Source organism: Clostridium arbusti SL206, from assembly GCF_000246895.1.
Taxonomy (GTDB): domain Bacteria; phylum Bacillota; class Clostridia; order Clostridiales; family Clostridiaceae; genus Clostridium_I; species Clostridium_I arbusti.
This window is the reverse complement of the sequence record NZ_BAEV01000088.1, coordinates 1-16,995: the sequence shown is the minus strand read 5'-3', so window position 1 is coordinate 16,995 and position 16,995 is coordinate 1. Positions and strand designations below refer to the sequence as shown.

Here is a 16,995-nt window from a genome sequence, read left to right as displayed (position 1 = left end):
CATAATGATCCGCGATAGCTCAACGGTGGAGCACTCGGCTGTTAACCGATAGGTTGAAGGTTCGAATCCTTTTCGCGGAGCCATTTTATTTTTGAATATAACTATGATTATTGAAGCTATCTCACGATGCATATATGCATTATGAGGTAGCTTTTTAGCTATTTTACTACTAAAAATAATTATTAAAACATGATTTTTAATAATTAGACGAAGTTATTTTCAAATTTAATTAGTATGTATATTTTTGGGGACACCCTCTTTTTTATAATTTTTATTTGTTTCTATGGTTGATCTGTAAAAGTTTTTCTTATAACAAATTATATTTTTATAATAGATTGCATATAATATAAATCATTCTAGGAATATTTTTAATTATATTACTAAAAATAATATAAAACTTAAAGGAGAATTTTTCATGTCAGATTACAGGCTAGATGTTAATGGTATTGTTACTCTAAGTGATTATGGAGATATTTATGATTATATAGATATTGTTGGAGATAATGATAAATTTACAATAACTATGGATTACCTTGATAACAAGAATACAGAATTAATTATGAGTGTATTAAAATATAAAGATTTTATAATTAGTGATAATGGAAAGAATGAAGAGGGTAAATATTATATAAAAGCTCATAGAAATAGTAATAATTTAAATAACATAAGATAAAGATAAAGGTAATATAAGTTTTGTCAGAAATTAAAATCTATATAGGACTTATTGAGATAGATATACTTTCTATTAAGGTAATCAGATAATAAATTAATTATTATTATCATATACTTATAAAGTGTAAGATCTAGTAAGAGTAAAAGATATTCTTGCTAGATTATTTTTTATAGTTAGTATTACAGAAATCTTTAAAGAAGGACTTGAAAAAACTAAGAAGCAGATGTATAATAGACTAAAGTCAAAGAAAGTCAAAGAGTACAAATACTATAATAGGAGGTCTGTTCTATGATAAGGCTATCTGATATTATAGAAAATTTTATAAAAGAATTGATGGCAGAAACAGAAGAAAACGAACTAGAAATACAGAGAAATGAATTAGCTAATCACTTTAGTTGTGCACCTTCTCAAATAAATTATGTATTAACTACTAGATTCACTACAGAAAAAGGGTATTATATTGAAAGTAAAAGAGGCGGCGGTGGGTGTATTCGCATAAGAAAGATAGATTATATTGAAAATAAATCACTAGCCAATATAATTAAAGAGAAGATAGGATATAGCATAACTTACAATGGAGGATTACAGATTATTGAAGCTTTAAAGGATGCCGATATTATATCCAGTACAGAAATGAATATTTTAAAGGCTTCAATAAATGATAGAACATTATTTATAATAAATGATTTAAGAAATAAGGTTAGAGCTGAGATTTTAAAGGCTACTATACTATCTATAATGTTATAGGTTTACAGTTAATGGTATAAAATATATAATAATAATATGTTCTTTTATCATTATAAGGAGGATTAAAAAGGTATGTTATGTGAAATATGTAAAAAGAATGAGGCTACTGTTTATATAACTAAGATTGTAAATGGTAATAAACAACAGATTGGTTTATGTGAAAATTGTGCTAAAGAATTTGATGGATTTAATGTTTCGGGAGAAATAGGAATAATATCACCTTTTTCACTTCAAAATATATTGAGTGGTTTAATGGGTTATATGGGTGAATTTCCTAATGCTAATAAAGGTACAGAAATATCATGTAAAAACTGTGGGATGACATTAACTGAATTTAAACAAAAAGGTCTACTTGGTTGCAGTGAGTGTTACAAGAATTTTAGTTCTACTGTTAATCCAGTTATATATAGAGTACAAGGTAAAGTCGAACATGTTGGTAAAATACCTAAAAAATGTGGTAAGGGTATAATTGAAAGAAAGAGGATAATAAAGTTAAGAGAAGAACTTCAGAAATCTATTGCACTTGAGAACTATGAAGAAGCGGCAAAAATTAGAGATAAAATTAGGGTATTCGAAAATAACGAAAAGGAGGGGTAATATGCAAAATTGGCTAAAGAGCGATGATAAACCAGATGACTTAGTTATAAGTAGTAGAATAAGATTGGCAAGAAATATTAAAAATGAACCATTTCCAGATAGTCTTGATGAAAATAAAGCTAGAGAACTAGTAGGGTATATAGAAAATGCTTTTTTTATATCTACTCGTATGGAAGATGAATTTAAAAGCATACATTTATGGGATTATGATAAAACTTACAATAGATCTTTTATTGAAAAACATCTAGTTAGCAAGAAGCTGATAGACAACAAAAATAAGTCTGCTTTTATTGTAGATAAGGATGAAACTGTTAGCATAATGATAAATGAAGAAGATCATATAAGATTACAATGTATAAGTTCAGGATTTGATTTGGAAGAAATTTTAAGCTATTCTAATAAACTTGATGATCTACTTGAAGAAAAAATTCAATATGCTTTTGATGAAAAATTAGGTTATCTAACAGCATGTCCTACTAATGTTGGAACAGGATTGAGAGCTTCAGTAATGATGCATTTGCCATCCCTTACTATGAATAATCAAATTAATGAAGTTTTAAATGCGTTAACACAGGTAGGAATGACAATAAGAGGATTATACGGAGAAGGGTCTGGAGCATATAGTAATCTATATCAAATTTCTAATCAAATAACTCTTGGAATTAGTGAAGAAGACATACTTTCTAATTTAAAGGCAGTTGTAAAGCAACTTATTAATCAGGAAAATCTTTCAAGAGAACAAGCGAAAAAAAAATATCATTATGAATTAGAAGATAGAATATTTAGATCATTAGGTATCCTGAAATCTGCTAGAGTTATAGATTCAAAGGAATGCTTGAAGCTACTGTCTAATATAAGAATGGGAGTAGAAATGGGAATAGTTAAAGATATAAATAAAAATGTGCTTAATGACTTGCTAGTAAACACTCAATCAGCTACACTTAGTATTATAAATAATAATAAACCAAATGGAACAAATCTTAATGTAAAAAGGGCAGACTATATTAGGGAAAAATTAAAATAGGTGGTGAATTAATATGTTTAGCAATAGGTTTAATGAAAGAACAGAAAAAGTATTATTTTATGCTAAAGAAGAAGCGCAAATGTTTCAACATGGTTATATAGGCACTGAACACGTACTTCTTGGTATATTAAAAGAGGAAAATGGAATATCTAAAAAAATACTTAATAATTTAGGAGTAACAATTGATGGAGTAAGAAATTTGATTGCCGAATACGAAGGTAAGGGTGATATTGACTTATATAGAAATGAAGTGCCATTAACTCCAAGAACTAAACGATTATTAGAAATTAGTGCACTGGAAGCTACCAATTTAAATCATAATTATATAAGTCCGGAGCATATTCTTTTAGCTTTAATAAGAGAAGGAGAAGGTGTAGCTTTTACAATATTAGGAAATTTAAATGCTGATTTTGATAGATTGAGAAAAGAAATCATGGATGGATTAGCAGCAGGAGAAGGAAATAATGCTAAGAATAGTAACAGTGTAAATCAGGCTAATAGCGCTACTCCTGCATTAGATCAATTTGGTAGAGATCTTACAGTAATGGCATCAGAAGGAAAACTCGATCCTGTTATAGGAAGAGATGGAGAGACACAAAGAGTTTTAGAAATACTTTGTAGAAGAACAAAAAATAATCCTTGCTTAATTGGTGATCCTGGAGTTGGTAAAACCGCTATAGCTGAAGGTCTAGCTCAAAGAATAGTATCAGGAAATATTCCGGAGATATTAAAAGATAAAAGAGTAGTGACTTTAGATATTTCTTCAATGGTAGCTGGTTCAAAATATAGAGGTGAATTTGAAGAAAGATTAAAAAGAGTTATGACTGAAATAAGAAATTCAGGAAATGTGATTATATTTATTGATGAAATTCATACAATAATAGGTGCTGGAGGTGCAGAGGGAGCAATAGATGCATCAAATATATTAAAACCATCATTAGCTAGAGGAGAAATTCAATGTATTGGTGCTACAACTATTGATGAATACAGAAAATATATAGAAAAAGATTCTGCATTAGAAAGAAGATTTCAGCCAGTAACAGTTGGTGAACCATCAAAAGAAGAAGCTGTTCTTATATTAAGAGGATTAAGAGATAAATATGAAGCTCACCATAGGGTTAAAATTACAGATGATGCTCTTGAGGCAGCAGTAAATTTAGCTGATAGATATATAACTGATAGATATTTACCAGATAAAGCAATAGACCTAATAGATGAGGCTGGTGCAAAAGTAAGAATAGAAAATCTTACTGCACCACCAGATTTAAAAAATCAAGAAGAAGAACTTGAGAAGACTGAAAAGGAAAAAGCAGATGCTATAAGGTTGCAGGATTTTGAAAAAGCTGCAAGATTGAGAGATAAAGAGAAAGAATTAAAGGGTAAAATAGAAGATTTTAAAAAGAACTGGAAGAATAGAAAAGATGTACAAAATCATATTGTTTCTGAAACACAGATAGCTGCGGTTGTGGCAAAGTGGGCTAATATACCTGTTGAGAAGCTTACAGAAAAAGAATCAGAAAAATTATTGAAATTAGAAGAAATACTTCACAAGAGAGTAATAGGACAAAATGAAGCCGTTAAATCAGTTTCAAGAGCAGTGAGAAGAGCAAGGGTAGGTCTTAAAGATCCTAAAAGACCTATAGGTTCATTTATATTTTTAGGTCCCACAGGTGTTGGAAAAACTGAATTATCAAAAGCGTTAGCTGAGGCTATGTTTGGTGATGAAAGTAGTATAATCAGAATAGATATGTCGGAATATATGGAAAAACATACTGTATCGAGATTAATTGGTTCACCTCCAGGATACGTTGGGTTTGATGATGGAGGACAATTAACAGAGAAAGTTAGAAGAAAACCATATTCAGTAGTCCTATTTGATGAGATTGAAAAGGCTCATCCTGATGTGTTTAATATATTGCTTCAAATTCTTGAAGATGGAAGATTGACAGATGGTAAAGGAAAGACAGTAAACTTTCAGAATACAATAATCATTTTGACATCTAATGTAGGAGCATCAACTATTAAAAGACAAAAATCTTTAGGATTTTCTGTAAGTAATGATGAAACAGAAGATGAATATGAAAAAATGAAAGATAATATAATGGATGAATTAAAGAGATCCTTCAGACCAGAATTCTTGAATAGAATTGATGATATAATTGTATTCCATCAGCTATTAGAAGAAGATTTACAAGAAGTTGTTAAACTTATGCTAGAATCTGTAAGTAGTAGATTGAATGATCAAGATATTAATATTAAATTTACAGAGGAAGCAGAAAAACTTCTTGCTAAAAAAGGATTTGATCCAACTTATGGAGCAAGACCTTTAAGAAGAGCTATAACTAAAATAGTAGAAGATAAGATAGCAGAAGAAATATTAAATGGATCTCTTCATAAGGGAGACAATGTTTCAGTTACTGTTAATGAAAATGAGTTAGAATTTTCTAAGGTTTAAATTATCTTGGGCAGAGGATATTTGATTTCTCTGCCTATTTTTAATACTTATAAAAAATTTTTTCACAGTTTTCAATAAGACTTAACAAAGGTATTTAAAAATATTGTATAATATTTATGGAGTTATTAGGAGGATACTTTAATGCCAAAAAATAAAACTTCTTTTATTTGTCAAGAGTGTGGCTATGAAACTTTAAAATGGATGGGGAAGTGTCCAGGCTGCGGTTCTTGGAATAGTTTTGTTGAAGAATTAGTAAAAAAGGATAATAATATATTTTTAGATAAAAATAATGAACCAAAATGTATAGTTAATATAAAATCAGGAGAACATGAAAGATATGACATAGGTATAAAAGAATTAAATAGGGTATTAGGTGGAGGACTAGTTAGAGGTTCTTTAACATTAATTTCAGGGTCACCGGGCATTGGTAAGTCAACTTTATTATTGCAAAGCGCTAACAATATTGCTGAAAAGTATGGAAAAGTATTATATGTTTCTGGAGAAGAATCTGAAGAACAGATTAAAATGAGAAGTGATAGACTTAAGGCCTCCAATACTAATCTTTTTGTTCTCTCTGAAACTAATATGGAAATTATCTTAAGTCAAATAGAACAATTGAAGCCTATGTTTGTTATTATTGACTCAATTCAAACAATTTTTAAACCGTCAATGACATCTGCACCAGGAAGTGTATCTCAAGTTAGAGAGTGTGCAAATGAAATAATGAGAACTGGTAAACTTAAAGGTATATCTTTTTTTATAGTTGCACATGTTACAAAACAAGGGGAACTAGCTGGACCTAAAGTATTAGAACACATGGTTGATAGTGTACTTTCTTTTGAGGGCGAAAGAACTGAGGAATTTAGAATACTGAGAACTATAAAAAATCGTTTTGGAACCACTAGTGAAATCGGTGTCTTTGAAATGAATGAAGAAGGACTTATTGAAGTTGATAATCCTTCAAATGTATTTTTAGAAGAAACTAGTTTTAAACAAGAAGGATCTATTGTTATAGGAATTATGGAGGGAACAAGACCCATTTTAGTTGAAATTCAGGCACTTGTCAGTGAAACTAAGGCTATAATGCCAAGAAGGACTTCGGTAGGAGTTGATTCTTCAAGGCTTAATTTGATATTAGCAGTGTTAGAAAAAAAATTAAAAATTCCATTTTACAATTGTGATGTTTATGTAAATGTAGTTGGAGGATTAGATATAGCAGGCACCTTTGGTGACTTAGGATTAGCGCTTGCTTTAATTTCAAGCATAAAGAGTAAAAAAATAAATGTAGATAAAATGATAGTTGTTGGAGAAATAGGACTTACAGGTGAAGTAAGACCTATTTCATATTGTGATAGAATAGTAAATGAAGCAGAGAAGATGGGTTTTGAGAATATTTTAATACCAAAAAGAAATAGGGAAAAAATAAAGGTAAAAACTATGAACGTATTTGGAGTATCTTCATTAAGAGAAGCTGTAAATAAAGTATTTTAAATAGGGTGGTTTAAGGTGAATGAATTAAGATTGAAAAAAGATAAAAAACTTATGGGAGTTTTAAGGATGATGGCTCCAGGAACTCCGTTAAGAGAAGGATTAGAAAACATTTTGAGAGCAAAGACTGGTGGACTTATAGTTTTAGGTGATAGCTCAGAAATTTTAGACATAATGGATGGTGGATTCAAAATAAATTCCGAGTATAGTCCATCTTACGTATATGAGTTGGCTAAAATGGATGGAGCTATAGTTTTGAGTTCAGATTTAAAAAAAATATTAAGTGCAAATGTTCAACTTATACCAGATTCAGCAATACCTACTTTTGAAACGGGAACAAGGCATAGAACTGCGCATAGAGTTGCAAAACAAACAGGCAACATAGTAGTAGCTATATCTCAAAGAAGAAATGTTATAACAATATATAAAGATGAAATAAAGTATGTACTTAGGGATAGTAGTATTATATTAGGAAGAGCTAATCAGGCACTTCAGACTCTAGAAAAATATGTAGCGGTTTTAGAAAGGGTTGTAACAAATTTGAATTTGCTAGAATTTCAGGATCTAGCAACACTTTTTGATGTAGTAACTGCAATTCAAAGAACAGAAATGGTAATGAGAATAGTTTCTGAAATTGAAAGATACATATATGAACTTGGGAATGAGGGAAGACTTATTTCCATGCAATTAAATGAACAGGTTAAGAATGTAGAACAAGATGGAATGCTACTTATAAGAGATTATTGCCAAGGGGACATCGATTATAATGAAGTATATAAAAACATACAAGGTATAAATTCAGATGAATTTTTAGATTTAGATACTATATCTAAATCTATAGGATATCCTGGAGTACCACTGGTAGATACACTTATTTCACCTCGGGGATACAGGATGATTAATAAAATACCTAGAATTCCTGGTAATGTAATAGAGAATTTAGTGAAGCATTTTAAAGAGCTAAAGGCGATTATGGAAGCTTCTTATGAAGAACTTGATAATGTAGAGGGAATTGGAGAGGCTAGGGCAAAAGCCATAAAAAATGGACTTAGAAGATTAAGAGAACAATTTATTTTAAATAAACAATTTTAATAAGAATAAGAGTTATACTTTTTATGTATAACTCTATAAAATACTACCTTAGATTAAATTTTCCTAGGGTGTTAATTTTATCGTATTCCTTTAATAAAATATCATATAAATTAAGTTCTAAAGTATTACATAGAGAGGTTAAATAAAATAAGTTAGTACCTATTTCACCTTCTATTATATCTCTGCAATTTTCACACAATTTTCCTTCTAAATGAGTTTGTAAACATTGAGATAAATTATCAATATTTAAATCTGAGTCCTTACTTGGGAGTTCCTGCTTTTTTGCATTTATGCTTATACATCCGCAATTGGTAACAGATTTTGCGATAGCTCTATTTATTCTACTTTCTGATTCTTGTAACTTTGTAATAATATCTAATAGGCTTCTATGTCTTATTAGTGATTGATCTACATTATTTTGAAAATCATCAAAAATTATATCTTTCATTAGGTTCATCTCCCCCATAAATAATTATTTATGTCCATAAAATGATTATAGAATTCTTAATACAATTTTGTCAATAAAAGTATAGTACAAATTTTTAAGCACAGCTATATAATAAAGCAAGAGTACTTTTATTAATAGGGGGATTTGTATGTTAAAAGTTGGCGAGGTAGTATTTGTTCCAAAATATGGTGCAGGAATTGTTACTTCTATAGAGAATAAAGAATTATATGGAAAGATCTATAATTATATAGTAATAACATTTGTAATTAATGATATGAAGTTTTATATACCCAAAGAAAGATTAAACTTATATTCAATAAGGGCCATATCTGATAAAGACAAGATAAATACTGCATTAAAAACAATAGATGAAGATATAACAGAAATAAATAATGATTGGATTAAAAGATATAGAGGAAATAGAAAAAAAATAAATACTGGAGATATATTAAAAATAGCCGAAGTTATAAGAGATTTATACTATATGAAAAATATGGAAATAATGCCTCCTGGGGAAGAAAAAATATTAGAAGAGGCAGAAAATATGATTATAGGGGAAATTATGATGGTTTTTAATTTAAATATTGATACTGCATATGAATTGGTAAGAAAAAGTTAATATTTTATGAAAAACGTTTACTTTCATTGATAATAAATTTTTGTTATAATATAGTAATAAGAAAAGGTATTTTTCCAATATGAATTTAAAAATAAATAATTGGTAATAATTATAAGGGAGGTGGAGTTTTTGTTAAAAAAATTATTGAGAGGTCTTTTAAGCTTAATTGGTCTTGTATTAGGTTATATTTTAGGGGAGGGATTACTAAAGATACACTATTTTTCTAAAATGGCAGCTAAGGTTGGTGCAATTGAAACGGTATTATTTTTGATCTTATGTACTTTACTATTTGGATTAATATTTTTCTTCATATCTCCTTGGATTGTTAAAGGTATTACAAATACTATGGATTATTTTGAGAGTAATATTCAAAAAGTACCAATATCTGAAATTGTTTTTGGAACTGGAGGGGCTATTGTAGGGTTAGTTATTTCAGCTTTATTTATAAATTTATTTCCTAGAATATCAATATTGTGGACATTTATAGAGGTAATTATATGTCTTATAGTTGCTGCATTTGCTGCAGATATTGCAATTAAGAAAAGAGAAGAAATAATATTACTTTTTTCTAATGCTAAGAGAGTTGGTATAAGTAAAGATAAAAAGAATAAACCACAGATTAAGGGTGCGGCGAAGGTACTTGATACGTCTGTAATAATTGATGGCAGAATATTTGATATTTGTCAGACTGGATTCGTTGAAGGTACTCTTGTAATACCGAATTTTGTGCTCCAAGAACTTAGACATATAGCTGATTCTTCCGATGGACTAAAGAGAAATAGAGGAAGAAGAGGACTGGATATATTAAATAAAATTCAAAAGGAACTTAATGTTGAAGTTCAGATATATGAGAAAGATTTTCCGGAGATTGCAGAGGTGGATAGTAAACTTTTAAAATTAGCTCAAGTATTAAATGGAAAGGTTATAACAAATGATTATAATTTGAATAAAGTAGCTGAATTTCAAGGAGTACCTGTCCTTAACATAAATGAACTTGCTAACGCTGTAAAACCTGTAGTTTTACCTGGAGAGGAAATGATTATTACCATTATAAAGGATGGTAAAGAATCTGGACAAGGAATTGCATATTTAGATGATGGAACAATGATTGTAGTAGAAGGTGGAAGGAAACATATAGGTGAAACATTAAGTGTGGCTGTTACATCGGTATTACAAACTGCAGCTGGAAGAATGATATTTGCAAAACAAAAAGAAATTTTAACTAAGGCTTAGGTAAGGAGTTATAGATAATATGGGAAAAAACTGCGCCATAGTATTAGCGGGTGGAAAAGGGAAAAGGATGGGCAGAGAAATAAATAAGTTGTTTATTAAATTAAATGATAAGCCTATACTAGCCTATACTTTAGAGGCATTTGAAAATAATGAATGTATTGATACTGTAATATTGGTAGCAGCTAAGGATGAAGTAGAGTACTGTAGAAGTGAGATAATACTAAAATATTCTTTAAAGAAGATTAAGAAAATAGTATGTGGAGGAAACCGAAGGCAGGAATCTGTTATTAATGGTTTAAATGCTGCTAAGGAATTTGATATTGTTCTCATTCATGATGGTGCAAGACCTTTTGTTAGCGATAAAATTATATGCGACGGTATAAAGTATGCGAATATATATGGAGCTTGTGCATGTGGTGTAATCCCTAAAGATACAATAAAAATTAAGAACAAAAAAGGTTTTTCAGAGAATACATTAGACAGAGATAAATTGTTTTGTGTCCAAACACCACAGAGTTTTAAATTGAGTTTAATAATAGATGCACATAAAAGTATTTTAAATAAAAATATTAGTGCTACAGATGACACTATGGTAGCAGAAATGTGTGGATATGATGTTTTTTTATATGAAGGTAGTTATATAAATATAAAAATGACAACTCCGGATGATTTACTTTTAGGCGAGAAAATAATCGATGGTTTCAATTGTTTAAACAGTTAACCTATGAAGGTATAATTTAGCTGGTACAGTGTAAAAACTCGCCCTAGTATTAGGGTGGGCTTTTTTATTATAAAAGTTATGCAATGAAAATAAGGATATTTAATTATTCTGTAGATTAAGTTATAATTTAAAATGATTTAGTCTTTGCTATGAAATAATTGAAATGCTATAATCGTACCATACATATAAATAAAATTTTAATTAATAAATATAGGATAGGAAATATTATAATAGGTGGAACTATTGTTAATAATGATTATTAATATGGTATTATAAATAATCTTAATATTACTGCAATGGACTTCGTTACTTATAATAGGAGGTAAAACATGAAAATATTTAATACAATGTCTAGAAAAAAAGAAGAGTTCGTACCTGTTAAGCCTGGAGAAGTTAAGATGTATGTCTGTGGACCTACAGTATATAATTATTTCCATATAGGCAATGCAAGAACGTTTATTATATTTGATACGGTAAGAAGATATTTTGAATATAGAGGTTATAAGGTCAGCTTTATACAAAATTTTACTGATATTGATGATAGAATGATAAGTAAAGCAAAACAGGACGGCATAACAATTAAGGAACTTGGTGACAGATTTATTTCTGAATATTATAAAGATGCAGATGGTCTTAATATAGAAAGAGCTACTGCGAACCCACGAGCTACAGAATTTATAGATGACATCATAAATTTTGTAAAGGATCTTGTAGATAAGAAATTCGCTTATGAGATTGATGGTGATGTTTATTTTAGTACTGAAAAATTTGAAAAGTACGGTAAGTTATCTGGCCAAAATCTAGAGGAGTTAGAGAGTGGAGTAAGAATAAATGTAGATGAAAGAAAGAAAGATCCTATGGATTTTGCTATATGGAAGAAGCAAAAAGAAGGAGAGCCTGCATGGAAAAGTCCATGGGGATTTGGAAGACCTGGATGGCATATAGAGTGCTCATGTATGGCACATAAGCTTCTAGGGGATACAATAGACATTCATGCGGGTGGAATGGATTTAGTTTTTCCACACCATGAAAATGAAATAGCACAAAGTGAAAGTAGAAATGGCAAAAAGTTTGCTAACTATTGGATGCATTCTGCTTACCTAAATATAAATAATCAGAAGATGTCAAAATCTCTAAATAATTTTTTGACTGCTAGGGATGCACTTGAGAAATTTGATCCAGAAGTTATAAGATTTCTTATGCTAAGTGCTCACTACAGAACACAATTAAATTATAGCCCAGATTTATTGGATTCAGATAAGTCTGCTCTTGAAAGATTGTATAATTCTATTGATAATCTAGAAAATTTATTAGGTGAGGTTAAATTTGAGAAATTAAAAAAAGAAGAAAAAGAATATTTGAATAATCTAAATTCTTATAGAGATAAGTATATCGAAAAGATGGATGATGATTTTAATACTGCAGATGCAATTTCTGTAATATTTGATTTGAGCAAAGATATAAATTCAAATATAAATATTGAATCATCAAAAGAGATAATTCAAACCGCACTTAATTTAATTAGAGAATTAGGAAAACCACTTGGAATACTTCAGAAAGTAACAAAAAAAGATTTAGATAAAGAAATAGAGAAATTAATTGAAGAAAGACAGAAAGCTAGAGAAGAAAAGAATTTTGCTCTTTCAGATAAAATAAGAGATGACCTAAAGGCAAAAGGTATAGTACTTTTAGATACACCACAAGGTGTAAGGTGGAAGAGAGTATAATTTAAGGAGTGCTTATATGGAATTTAATTTATTAAAAGACAGTTTTACTAAACAGGAAGCAAAAAATCTAAATCCTCTTGTGCTTGCATTTGTTGGAGATGCAATATATGAGGTTTTTGTTAGGGCATATATTGTTAATGAGAATAGAGATATGCATGTCCATAAACTTCATGTTAAAGCTGTTTCTTTTGTCAAAGCTCACGCGCAAAGTGAATTTATAAAAGAAGTTTTACAGTATTTAACAGAAGAAGAATTATCTATTTATAAAAGAGGTAGAAATTCTAAATCAGGTACTGTACCTAAAAATGCTGATTTATGTGAATATAGAGCAGCTACCGGATTTGAGGCTCTTTTTGGATATTTGTATTTAACAGAGCAAAATGATAGAATAAATTTTTTTGTTAATAAAATTATAAAAATAAAGATAGGGGAATAGAAATGTCACTGAAGGTAAAATTAATAGAATATACTCCGAATCCAGAAAAAGTAGTAGCTGCATCTGCAAAACTTTGCTATAGTTCTTCAAGTGTAGATGATATTATGAAAAATTTAAATGAAGATAATATTAATAAATTTATAAATATGTTAATGTCATATGGTCACCATTCCCCTATTGAACATGTTTCATTTACATTTGCAATTGAAGGAGTATCTAGAAGTTTAACACATCAATTAGTAAGACATAGATTAGCATCATATTCTCAACAAAGTCAAAGATACGTTAGATTAAAACAATTTCAATATATAATTCCACCAGCTATAGAAAAAAATCAGAAAGCTAGGGAAATTTTTCAAAATTGTATGATAAAAGATCAAGAGGCATATGATGAACTTGTTAAAGAACTAAAAAGTTCAGCTTTTGATACTTTTAAAAAAGAGTATTTTATGGAAAATAAACTAACAGTAGGAGATATAATAGATGAAAAGCATATATTAAATCTTCTAAATAAAGCAGAAAAAAAGGCTATTGAAGATGCAAGGTATGTATTTCCCAATGCTTGTGAAACAAAAATTATAGTAACCATGAATGCTAGAGAGCTTATGCATTTTTTTAGTGAAAGATGTTGTAACAGAGCACAGTGGGAAATTAGGGCTATGTCAAATAGAATGTTAAATGAAGTAAAAAAAGTATCTCCAATTTTATTTAAATACAGTGGCCCTGACTGTGTTAGAGGAATATGTCCAGAAGGATCCATGACATGTGGTAAAACCTTAGAAGTTAGGAAACTATATTTAAATGAATAGACATAATTATTGTGAAAATAATTATGCATATAATAGAAAGGATTAATTATGAGAGAAAGAGGAACAATAGAAAAGAATGATAGAAGTATAAAAAGTAACAATAGTATTAATAAAAATAGAAAAATTGTTATGGACTCAGGAAGAGAAGATTTAATTGAGGGAAGAAATGCTGTAATTGAAGCTTTGAAATCTGATAGAACAGTAGAGCAGATACTAGTTTCTAAAGGTGATAGTGAAGGTTCTATTAATGTCATTTATGCATTAGCTAAAGAGAAACGTATAGTGATAAAGGAAGTTGATAGAAAAAAACTTGATCAAATGTCTGACACCGGCGTGCATCAAGGTGTTATTGCTATAGTGACTCCTTATAAATATTTTGAGGTAGAAGATATTTTAGATTATGCTAAAAGCAAAGGAGAAAAACCTTTTATAATAATCTTAGATGAGATTGAAGACCCTCATAATTTAGGATCTATAATTAGAACGGCAGAAATATGTGGTGCGCATGGAATTGTTATTCCTAAAAGAAGAAATGTTGGTATTACGCCTATAGTATATAAGTCATCAGCTGGAGCTGTGGAATATATGAAAATTGCAAAGGTAACTAACATAAATTTAACTATAGATATACTCAAAAAGAAAGATGTTTGGATTTATGGAGCAGATATGGATGGGAAAAATTACTGCTTTGAAAATGACTTCTCTGGAGCTGTAGGCTTGGTAATAGGTAGTGAAGGTAGAGGAATATCAAAATTGACTAAAGAAAAATGTGATGGATTAGTTAAAATTCCTATGTGTGGAAGAATTACATCTCTAAATGCATCTGTTGCAGCAGGTATAATTATGTATGAAGTGCTAAAACAGAAGCTTAAAAGAGGATAAAAGTGAAAAATATATTTATTGATGGGTATAATGTAGTTAATAGTTGGAAAGAGCTGCGACAAGAAAATACGGGAAGTATGGAAAACTCAAGACTAAAATTAAAAGAGATTTTACTTAATTATGGTGTCTATAATGAATATAAAATATTCTTAGTATTTGATGCACATTTGCAATCTGGGAGCATGGAGAAAAGGGAAAAAATAAATAAAAATTTGACTATTGTGTTTACTAAAGAGGGAGAAACGGCAGATAGTTTCATAGAAAGATATGTAAACAATATAGGAAGAAAATGTGAAGTCCTAGTAGTTACATCAGATTCTTTGGAACAACAGCTAATATTCCAAAGAGGTGCAGTTAGAATGTCTTCTATAGAATTCTATCATGAGATAAAGTCAATAGAAGATAAAATAAGAAAAGAAAGCATAAAAAAACAAGATGAGAAAAGATATAATCTAAAAGAACGTATAGACAGAAAGGTTGCAGATAAGCTGGAAGAGATACGCAGAAGTAAATAAAATACTTGACTTGTAAATTATTGCTAATGTATAATTTAGTAGATGGTTTAATCACTGGGGGGGATAACTTGGTAAAGAGGGGAATTAGAGAAGTTCAATCTTCAAAATATGATGAATGGTTAGATGAGGAAATAGCTGTCGAAGCAAAAAAAGGTGATAAAAATGCTCAAGAGTATATTATTAGTAAATATGAAAATTTTGTAAAAGCTAAAGCCAAATCGTATTTCTTGATTGGAGCGGACAAAGAAGATATTTATCAAGAAGGCATGATAGGTTTATATAAGGCTATTAGAGATTTTAGACCACACAAGCTTGCATCGTTTAAAGCATTTGCAGAGTTATGCATAACACGTCAAATTATAACGGCTATTAAAACTGCAACTAGACAGAAACATATACCTTTAAATACATATATATCTTTAAATAAACCTATATATGATGAAGAATCAGATAGAACACTCCTAGACATATTATCTAGTGTAAAAGTGGCAGATCCTGAAGAACTTGTTATAAGTAGAGAAGAAGTTATAAGCATTGAATTTGAAATTGGACAAGTATTATCTGACCTTGAATTAGAAGTACTTATGTCATATTTAGAAGGAAAGTCATATCAGGAAATTGCTTGCGATTTGGATAGACGTGCAAAATCTATAGATAATGCATTGCAGAGAGTAAAAAGAAAATTAGAAAAATGTTTAAATAAAAGAATGTTTTGATATTGACAAAGTATTATTATGGTGTTAAAATAAATAACTAGTGTATGTCCTGCGTTATATGTGCGGGAATAGCTCAGTGGTAGAGCACTAGCTTCCCAAGCTGGGGGTCGCGGGTTCGAAACCCGTTTCCCGCTCCAAAGTGAATTGCCCATGTAGCTCAGTAGGTAGAGCGTCACCTTGGTAAGGTGGAGGTCACCAGTTCAATCCTGGCCGTGGGCTCCAATACTTGGAATTTGCAATACGCGTGGAACAGTGTACACTAAAAAATAATAATAGCTTAAAATAAGATTAATAGAGCTTGATAAAAGGAGGAATAAATAAAATGGCAAAAGCAAAATTTGAGAGAACAAAACCACATGTAAATATAGGAACAATAGGACACGTAGATCATGGTAAGACAACATTAACAGCAGCAATAACAACAGTATTATCACAAACAGGTGGAGCAGTAGCAACAAACTACGCAGAAATAGATAAAGCACCGGAAGAAAAAGAAAGAGGAATTACAATCAACACAGCGCATGTTGAGTATGAAACAGCAAATAGACACTATGCACACGTTGATTGCCCAGGACATGCTGATTATGTAAAGAACATGATAACAGGAGCAGCACAAATGGATGGAGCAATTCTAGTAGTAAGTGCGGCAGATGGTCCAATGCCACAAACAAGAGAGCATATATTATTGGCAAGTAGAGTTGGAGTACAACATATAGTAGTATTCTTAAACAAAGCAGACATGGTAGATGATCCAGAACTAATAGAATTAGTAGAAATGGAAGTAAGAGAATTATTAAGTGAATATGGATTCCC

General features: G+C 29.8%; 18 protein-coding genes and 3 tRNA genes. 20 read left to right on the top strand and 1 reads right to left on the bottom strand.

Going from position 1 to position 16,995, the window contains the following annotated elements:
• Positions 1-8: 8 nt before the first annotated feature.
• The 8 genes from RH99_RS14125 (at position 9) to disA (ending at position 8,076) form a co-directional block, all read left to right on the top strand.
• Positions 9-83 (top strand) — tRNA-Asn (locus tag RH99_RS14125).
• A gap of 332 nt (positions 84-415) precedes the next feature.
• Complete coding sequence (locus tag RH99_RS14120; protein WP_010239458.1) at positions 416-673, top strand: hypothetical protein; 258 nt, start codon at positions 416-418, stop codon at positions 671-673.
• 288 nt (positions 674-961) lie between these two features.
• Positions 962-1,420, top strand: a complete 459-nt coding sequence (locus RH99_RS14115; protein WP_010239454.1) for a CtsR family transcriptional regulator — start codon at positions 962-964, stop codon at positions 1,418-1,420.
• A 72-nt stretch (positions 1,421-1,492) separates the two neighbouring features.
• Positions 1,493-2,017 carry a UvrB/UvrC motif-containing protein gene (locus tag RH99_RS14110; protein WP_010239451.1) on the top strand — a complete coding sequence of 175 codons (525 nt, stop codon included), beginning with the start codon at positions 1,493-1,495 and terminating at the stop codon, positions 2,015-2,017.
• 1 nt (position 2,018) lies between these two features.
• The gene (locus RH99_RS14105; RefSeq protein WP_010239448.1) at positions 2,019-3,041 is read left to right on the top strand and encodes a protein arginine kinase; all 1,023 of its coding nucleotides are present in this window, start codon (positions 2,019-2,021) and stop codon (positions 3,039-3,041) included.
• Between the two features lie 13 nt (positions 3,042-3,054).
• Positions 3,055-5,496 (top strand): ATP-dependent Clp protease ATP-binding subunit, encoded by a 2,442-nt coding sequence (locus RH99_RS14100; protein ID WP_010239446.1) that lies wholly within the window; start codon positions 3,055-3,057, stop codon positions 5,494-5,496.
• A 141-nt stretch (positions 5,497-5,637) separates the two neighbouring features.
• On the top strand, positions 5,638-6,987 hold the full coding sequence (gene radA, locus RH99_RS14095; protein WP_010239443.1) for a DNA repair protein RadA: 1,350 nt from the start codon (positions 5,638-5,640) through the stop codon (positions 6,985-6,987).
• Positions 6,988-7,002: 15 nt separating this feature from the next.
• Entirely contained in the window at positions 7,003-8,076 is a 1,074-nt protein-coding gene (disA, locus tag RH99_RS14090; RefSeq protein ID WP_010239440.1) for a DNA integrity scanning diadenylate cyclase DisA, read from the top strand.
• A 43-nt stretch (positions 8,077-8,119) separates the two neighbouring features.
• Here the strand turns inward: disA and RH99_RS14085 are convergent, their stop codons facing one another.
• Positions 8,120-8,524 carry a nucleoside triphosphate pyrophosphohydrolase family protein gene (locus RH99_RS14085; protein ID WP_010239437.1) on the bottom strand — a complete coding sequence of 135 codons (405 nt, stop codon included), beginning with the start codon at positions 8,522-8,524 and terminating at the stop codon, positions 8,120-8,122.
• A 148-nt stretch (positions 8,525-8,672) separates the two neighbouring features.
• On the opposite strand from RH99_RS14085, the gene RH99_RS14080 reads away from it, so the two are divergent.
• The 12 genes from RH99_RS14080 to RH99_RS14025 form a co-directional block, all read left to right on the top strand.
• Complete coding sequence (locus RH99_RS14080; RefSeq protein WP_010239435.1) at positions 8,673-9,143, top strand: CarD family transcriptional regulator; 471 nt, start codon at positions 8,673-8,675, stop codon at positions 9,141-9,143.
• Between the two features lie 129 nt (positions 9,144-9,272).
• Positions 9,273-10,376, top strand: coding sequence for a PIN/TRAM domain-containing protein (locus tag RH99_RS14075; RefSeq protein ID WP_010239432.1), 1,104 nt, complete (start codon positions 9,273-9,275; stop codon positions 10,374-10,376).
• Positions 10,377-10,395: 19 nt separating this feature from the next.
• The gene (gene ispD / locus RH99_RS14070) at positions 10,396-11,097 is read left to right on the top strand and encodes a 2-C-methyl-D-erythritol 4-phosphate cytidylyltransferase (protein WP_010239429.1); all 702 of its coding nucleotides are present in this window, start codon (positions 10,396-10,398) and stop codon (positions 11,095-11,097) included.
• 329 nt (positions 11,098-11,426) lie between these two features.
• The gene (cysS, locus tag RH99_RS14065; RefSeq protein WP_010239425.1) at positions 11,427-12,824 is read left to right on the top strand and encodes a cysteine--tRNA ligase; all 1,398 of its coding nucleotides are present in this window, start codon (positions 11,427-11,429) and stop codon (positions 12,822-12,824) included.
• Between the two features lie 16 nt (positions 12,825-12,840).
• Complete coding sequence (locus tag RH99_RS14060; RefSeq protein ID WP_010239422.1) at positions 12,841-13,260, top strand: Mini-ribonuclease 3; 420 nt, start codon at positions 12,841-12,843, stop codon at positions 13,258-13,260.
• 2 nt (positions 13,261-13,262) lie between these two features.
• Entirely contained in the window at positions 13,263-14,069 is an 807-nt protein-coding gene (thyX, locus tag RH99_RS14055) for an FAD-dependent thymidylate synthase (protein WP_010239420.1), read from the top strand.
• Positions 14,070-14,117: 48 nt separating this feature from the next.
• Positions 14,118-14,951, top strand: a complete 834-nt coding sequence (rlmB, locus tag RH99_RS14050) for a 23S rRNA (guanosine(2251)-2'-O)-methyltransferase RlmB (protein ID WP_010239417.1) — start codon at positions 14,118-14,120, stop codon at positions 14,949-14,951.
• A gap of 2 nt (positions 14,952-14,953) precedes the next feature.
• Positions 14,954-15,466: an NYN domain-containing protein gene (locus tag RH99_RS14045; protein WP_010239415.1), complete on the top strand. Its 513-nt coding sequence runs from the start codon at positions 14,954-14,956 to the stop codon at positions 15,464-15,466.
• Positions 15,467-15,492: 26 nt separating this feature from the next.
• Complete coding sequence (gene sigH, locus RH99_RS14040; protein WP_373854725.1) at positions 15,493-16,182, top strand: RNA polymerase sporulation sigma factor SigH; 690 nt, start codon at positions 15,493-15,495, stop codon at positions 16,180-16,182.
• Positions 16,183-16,244: 62 nt separating this feature from the next.
• Positions 16,245-16,319: transfer RNA gene (locus tag RH99_RS14035), tRNA-Gly, on the top strand.
• A gap of 9 nt (positions 16,320-16,328) precedes the next feature.
• A tRNA-Thr gene (locus tag RH99_RS14030) sits at positions 16,329-16,404 on the top strand.
• Between the two features lie 100 nt (positions 16,405-16,504).
• The coding region (locus RH99_RS14025) for a GTP-binding protein (protein WP_010239412.1) at positions 16,505-16,995 on the top strand (491 nt) is incomplete at its 3' end.

Excerpts from the sequence above, each read along its gene's own strand:
- RH99_RS14085 (WP_010239437.1), bottom strand. The coding sequence starts at position 8,524 with ATGAAAGATATAATTTTTGATGATTTTCAAAATAATGTAGATCAATCA.
- RH99_RS14115 (WP_010239454.1), top strand. The coding sequence starts at position 962 with ATGATAAGGCTATCTGATATTATAGAAAATTTTATAAAAGAATTGATG.
- RH99_RS14100 (WP_010239446.1), top strand. The coding sequence starts at position 3,055 with ATGTTTAGCAATAGGTTTAATGAAAGAACAGAAAAAGTATTATTTTAT.
- thyX (WP_010239420.1), top strand. The coding sequence starts at position 13,263 with ATGTCACTGAAGGTAAAATTAATAGAATATACTCCGAATCCAGAAAAA.
- ispD (WP_010239429.1), top strand. The coding sequence starts at position 10,396 with ATGGGAAAAAACTGCGCCATAGTATTAGCGGGTGGAAAAGGGAAAAGG.
- radA (WP_010239443.1), top strand. The coding sequence starts at position 5,638 with ATGCCAAAAAATAAAACTTCTTTTATTTGTCAAGAGTGTGGCTATGAA.
- RH99_RS14060 (WP_010239422.1), top strand. The coding sequence starts at position 12,841 with ATGGAATTTAATTTATTAAAAGACAGTTTTACTAAACAGGAAGCAAAA.
- sigH (WP_373854725.1), top strand. The coding sequence starts at position 15,493 with ATGTATAATTTAGTAGATGGTTTAATCACTGGGGGGGATAACTTGGTA.
- RH99_RS14120 (WP_010239458.1), top strand. The coding sequence starts at position 416 with ATGTCAGATTACAGGCTAGATGTTAATGGTATTGTTACTCTAAGTGAT.
- RH99_RS14110 (WP_010239451.1), top strand. The coding sequence starts at position 1,493 with ATGTTATGTGAAATATGTAAAAAGAATGAGGCTACTGTTTATATAACT.
- rlmB (WP_010239417.1), top strand. The coding sequence starts at position 14,118 with ATGAGAGAAAGAGGAACAATAGAAAAGAATGATAGAAGTATAAAAAGT.
- RH99_RS14105 (WP_010239448.1), top strand. The coding sequence starts at position 2,019 with ATGCAAAATTGGCTAAAGAGCGATGATAAACCAGATGACTTAGTTATA.
- RH99_RS14080 (WP_010239435.1), top strand. The coding sequence starts at position 8,673 with ATGTTAAAAGTTGGCGAGGTAGTATTTGTTCCAAAATATGGTGCAGGA.
- cysS (WP_010239425.1), top strand. The coding sequence starts at position 11,427 with ATGAAAATATTTAATACAATGTCTAGAAAAAAAGAAGAGTTCGTACCT.